This is a genomic window from Kitasatospora sp. NPDC057512 (assembly GCF_042802135.1).
Lineage (GTDB): Bacteria > Actinomycetota > Actinomycetes > Streptomycetales > Streptomycetaceae > Kitasatospora.
Genome location: NZ_JBHVET010000666.1, coordinates 1 through 4,770 on the forward strand (window position 1 = coordinate 1; position 4,770 = coordinate 4,770).

5 protein-coding genes are annotated in these 4,770 nt (G+C 76.3%); all 5 read left to right on the forward strand.

Annotated features, from left to right (window positions below):
* Positions 1 to 1,342, forward strand: a 1,342-nt coding sequence (locus tag ACFU6K_RS31495) for a putative baseplate assembly protein (RefSeq protein ID WP_380668807.1), incomplete at its 5' end; no start/stop codon positions are given.
* On the forward strand, positions 1,339 to 1,902 hold the full coding sequence (locus ACFU6K_RS31500) for a phage tail protein (RefSeq protein WP_380668809.1): 564 nt from the start codon (positions 1,339 to 1,341) through the stop codon (positions 1,900 to 1,902). The genes ACFU6K_RS31495 and ACFU6K_RS31500, both read left to right, overlap by 4 nt.
* A gap of 3 nt (positions 1,903 to 1,905) precedes the next feature.
* Positions 1,906 to 3,183, forward strand: coding sequence for an NADase-type glycan-binding domain-containing protein (locus ACFU6K_RS31505; protein ID WP_380668811.1), 1,278 nt, complete (start codon positions 1,906 to 1,908; stop codon positions 3,181 to 3,183).
* Between the two features lie 27 nt (positions 3,184 to 3,210).
* On the forward strand, positions 3,211 to 4,257 hold the full coding sequence (locus ACFU6K_RS31510) for a winged helix-turn-helix domain-containing protein (RefSeq protein ID WP_380668813.1): 1,047 nt from the start codon (positions 3,211 to 3,213) through the stop codon (positions 4,255 to 4,257).
* 128 nt (positions 4,258 to 4,385) lie between these two features.
* Positions 4,386 to 4,754, forward strand: a complete 369-nt coding sequence (locus ACFU6K_RS31515; protein ID WP_380668815.1) for a peptidase inhibitor family I36 protein — start codon at positions 4,386 to 4,388, stop codon at positions 4,752 to 4,754.
* Positions 4,755 to 4,770 lie beyond the last annotated feature (16 nt).

Consider the following 4,770-nt stretch of genomic DNA (forward strand, 5'->3'; position numbering starts at 1 on the left):
GGTCTGGGACGGCGCGCGCTGGATCGCCTGCGAGACCGGCAGCGACACCACCGGCGGCCTCAACCGGCCCGGCGAGGTGGTCGTCTTCGTGCCCGCCGGGCACACCGCCTCGGTGGTCGCCGGCCGGCGGGCCGGCTGGCTGCGCTGCCGGGTCACCGAGCCGCAGCCGGGCCAGCCGTTCTACTCCGAGTCGCCCACGATCCGCCGGGCCGAGGTGTTCACCGTCGGCGGCACCGCCACCGCCGTCCACGCGCAGACCGTCACCGACGCGCCGCTCGGCGCCTCGGAGGGCGTCGCGGGCCAGCGCTTCCGACTCGCCCGGCCCCCGGTGCTGCTCGACGGCGAGCCCCCGGTGGTCGAGGTCGCGGCCGGCGAGGGCTGGGAACGGTGGACGGTCGTCGAGCACTTCGGCGAGTCCTCACCCACCGACCGGCACGTGGTGCTGGACGCCACCACCGGCGAGTTCCTCTTCCCGCCCGCCGTCCGCGAACCGGACGGCAGCCTGCGCGCCTTCGGCGCCGTCCCGCCCAAGGGCGCCCACCTGCGCGTCCCGCGCTACCGCACCGGCGGCGGGATCGCGGGCAACGTCGCCCGCGGCACCATCACGGTGCTGCGCAGCTCCGTCCCGTACATCGCCCGGGTGGACAACCGGGAGGCGGCCCGCGGCGGGGTCGACGGCGAGACCGTCGAGAACGCCAAGGCCCGCGCCCCGCACCAGCTGCGCCTCCAGGAACGCGCCGTCACCGCCGGGGACTTCGAGCTGATCGCCCGGCAGGCCGCGCCGTCCGCCGCCCGGGTCAGCTGCGTGCCCGCCACCGGCGGGGAGGCGGGCGCGGTGCGGGTGCTGGTCGTCCCCGACGCCGTCGCGGACGAGGGCGACCGGCTGCGCTTCGAGCAGCTGATCCCCGACGACCAGGTGCTGGCCGCCGTCGCGACCGCCCTCGACGAGCGGCGGCTGATCGGCACCCGGCTGGTCGTCCAGCCGCCCGCCTACCAGGGCGTGACGGTGGTCGCCCGGCTCACCACCCGCTCCGCCGACCCCGACCGGGTCCGCGAGGAGGTGCTCGCCGCGCTCTACCGGTACCTCAACCCGCTGCGCGGCGGCGCCGACGGCACGGGCTGGCCGTTCGGCCGGGCGGTGCAGTACGGGGAGGTGTTCGCGGTGCTCCAGCGGGTGGCCGCCGTCGCGGGCGTCGACGAACTGCGGCTGTTCCCGGCCGACCCGATCACCGGACGCCGGGGCGCGCCGACCGAGCGGGTCGAGGTCCCGCCGGACGCCCTGGTCTTCTCCCACCAGCACCAGGTCGTGGTCACCGCGCAGGCCGAGGACGGGGCGTCATGACCAGGGCCGCCGTCCCCGGGCTGCCCAGCCCGCACCCGATCGGCGAACTGCTGCCCGCGCTGTTCGCCGAGGACGACTTCGCCCAGCGGTTCACGGCCGGCCTGGACACCGTCCTCGCCCCGGTCTTCGCCACCCTGGACAACCTGCCCGCCTACTTCCAGCCCGGCCTCGCGCCGGCCGACTTCCTCGACTGGCTGGCCTCCTGGGTCGCGGTGGAGGTCGACCCGGCCTGGCCGGTCGAGGTGCGCCGGGCCGTGGTCGGGCGCGCGGTGGAACTGCACCGCTGGCGCGGCACCCGGCGCGGCCTCACCGAACGGCTGCGGCTGGTGCTCGGCGTCGGCGCCGAGATCGTGGACGGCGGCGGCGCCTCCTGGTCCGCCGACCCGGACGCCGCGCTGCCGCCCGCACCGAGCGGCGACGTGCTGGTCCGGGTCTGGCCGCTGCGCGGAGCGGAACCGGACGAGGACCAGGTGCGGTCCGTCGTCAGGGCCGGCTGTCCGGTCCATCTGACCTGCCGGGTGGAGATCCTGCCCGGCCCACCCGGGCGAGCGGAGGGCTGACGAATGCCGGTGTGCCCCGAATGCGGAACGGCCAACGGGGAGGGGGACGACTTCTGCGGCAACTGCGGCGCCTACCTCGGCTGGTCGCGCAACGCCGGCGCCGCCCAGGCCGTGCCCGCGCCCGCGCGGACCGAGCCCGCGCCGACGCCCGCGCCCAAGCCGACGCCTGAGCCGACGCCCGCGCCTGCTCCCTCGCCCACCCCCGCGCCTGCTCCTGCTCCTGCCGAACCCGTACGGCGCAGCGCCTCGCGCCGGACGGCGCGTGCCGAACCGGAAGCCAGGAACGAGGCGAAGCAGGAAGCGCAGGAGGCGAAGGAGCAGGTCGAGGCATCGCAACCGTCCGCCCCGGCCCCGGCCGCCGAGCCCCCGGCCGCCGCCGACCCCCCGCGCGCCGCCACCGCCCCCGTACGGCCGGCGCAGGTACGGCCCGCCCCCGTACGGCCCGCCCCCGTACGGCCGGCCCCCGCACAGACCCCGGCCCCTGCCCCCGCCGCACCGGCCGACCCGGTGGCCGTCCAGCCCGCCAAGCCCGTCGCGCCCCGCCCCGTCAGTCGGGCGACCGAGGCCGTCGAGACCCAGGACGGCCCGCCCTGCCCCCGCTGCGGCACGCCCAACCTGCCCGAGCGGAAGTTCTGCCGCCGCTGCGCCGCACCGCTGACCCCCACCGAAGCCGTCGCCGAGCTGCCCTGGTGGCGCACCCGCTGGCCGTTCCGGCGCCGGGTGCGGATCGGCGGCTCGGGCAACGCGCTGCGCCGCACCATCGCCCTGCTCGCGCTCGTCGCGGTGGTCGTGGCCGGGGTCCTGCTCTTCCCGGCCGGTCAGCGGGTCTTCCAGGACGTCCTGGACAAGGTCCGCGGCACCGCGCCGATCGCCCCCGCCGCCACCTCGGCGAGCGCCGCCGTCGAGGGCCACCCGGCCACCCTGGCCGACGACGGCCTCAGCAACACCTACTGGGGCGCGCCCGCGATCGGGGACTCCGTCACCTTCTCCTTCCGCACCCCGTTCCGGCTGGTGGACCTGATCGTCCACACCGGGGACTCCGCCGACCCCCAGCACTTCCAGCAGCAGGCCCGCCCCGTCGTCCTCACCCTGGAGGTCACCGGGAAGGACGGCGCGGTCCACACCCAGCAGGTCCAGCTCAATGACCAGCCGGGCCCGCAGACCGTGCAGACCGGGATCAGCGACGTCACCCAGGTGAAGCTCACCGTCCGGGAGGCCGCCGGGACCGGCCCCGGCCGCGCCATCGCGCTCGCGGAGGTGGAGTTCTTCAAACGCACCTGACCCCGTCGCCCGCCCCGGAGGGAACCCATGGTCTACCGGATCCACTTCACCTCCCAGGACCTGGCCAGGACCCGGCCGGCGGGTCCGATGCCGTTCGCCGAACTCCTGGCCGCGGCGAGGGCCCTGCAGGACCGGAGCCGCGCGGCGCGGCTGGACCCGTGGCGGCGGAGCGTCCTGGGGCGGCTGCCCGAGCGGGCCCGGATGGCGCTCTCCCTGGCACCGGCGGACGGCTGGGGGCCGACCTTCCTGATGCCCGCGGTGGCGGGCCGGCCGGAGGAGCTGCTGGAGCGGGTACGGGCGACCCCGGGCCGGCTCGTCGCGGCGGAGCTGGCCGCGATCGCCGAGCACCAGCCCGTCCCCACGTGGGCCCGCCGCCTGGCCGAGGACGGCGCGCTGCGCGAGGAGCTCGCCCAGAGCCTCGGCCTCCTGTACGAGCACCTGGTCGGCCGTTACTGGTCGCGGATCACCGACTGCCACGCCACCGACCGGGCGGTGCGGATGCGCCAGTTCCTCGGCGGGGGCGTCGAGCTCCTGCTCGCCGGCGCCAACCCCCGGTGGATGCGCTGGAAGCCGCCGGTGCTGGAGGTCCGCAGCAGGGTCGACCACGACCTGCGGCTCCAGGGGCAGGGCGTCCTGCTGGCCCCCTCGGTGTTCGCCAAGCGGGCCATGGTCAGCGACGACTCCCACGGCCTGCCCCAGCCCGCGGTCACCTTCCCGATCGACGACAGCCGCCCCGCGGGCTGGCCGGACCTGCTCGGCCCCGACCCGGCCCCGGCGGGCTCGGCGAGCACCGTGTCCGCCCTGCTCGGGCGCACCCGGGCCGCCGTGCTGCGGGTGATCGCCGACCACCCCGGCTGCTCGACGAAGGAGCTCGCCGCCCTCGCCGGGATCACCCCCTCCAGCGCCAGCGAACACGCCACCGTGCTGCGCGAGGCCAGGCTGATCGGCACCTCCCGGTACCGCAACACCGCGCTGCACAGCCCGACCGCCCTCGGCCTCGGCCTGCTCGGCGACGGGCCGGGCGTGCCCGACGGGCCCGAGGTGCCCGATGCGCCCGGTTCGTACGGGAGTTGAGCGGTGCGTCCGTGATTCGGGCCAGGCCGAAACACGTCGAGCGGCGGTGCGCCGGACTCCGAGACTGAGGTGCGGGCGCCGAACCCGGCCGCCCGCACCACGACGTCACTGCTCCCAGGAGGTCCCCCATGCGCTTCGTCCACAAGGCCGGCATCGTCCTCGCGGCCGGATTCGCCGCCGCGACCACGCTCCTCGCCCCCGCGGCGAACGCCCAGCCGGCCATCTCGGCGGCTCCGTCCGACTGCCCCAAGGGCTTCATCTGCGGCTACAAGTACAGCAACTACCAGGGGCTCGCGTTCAAGTTCAGTGTCTGCGGCGTCCTCCAGGAGATCCCCGACGGCCTGAACAGCGGCGGGTCCTGGTACAACAACCAGTCCACCGGCCTCAAGGCGAAGATGTACGGCAAGTCCAAGAACCTCATCTACACCACGCCCGGCGCTCCCTACGGCGACCCCAACGCCGACTGGGGCCCGGTCTGGTACGTCAAGGCCTGCTGACCCCGCACCCCACAGG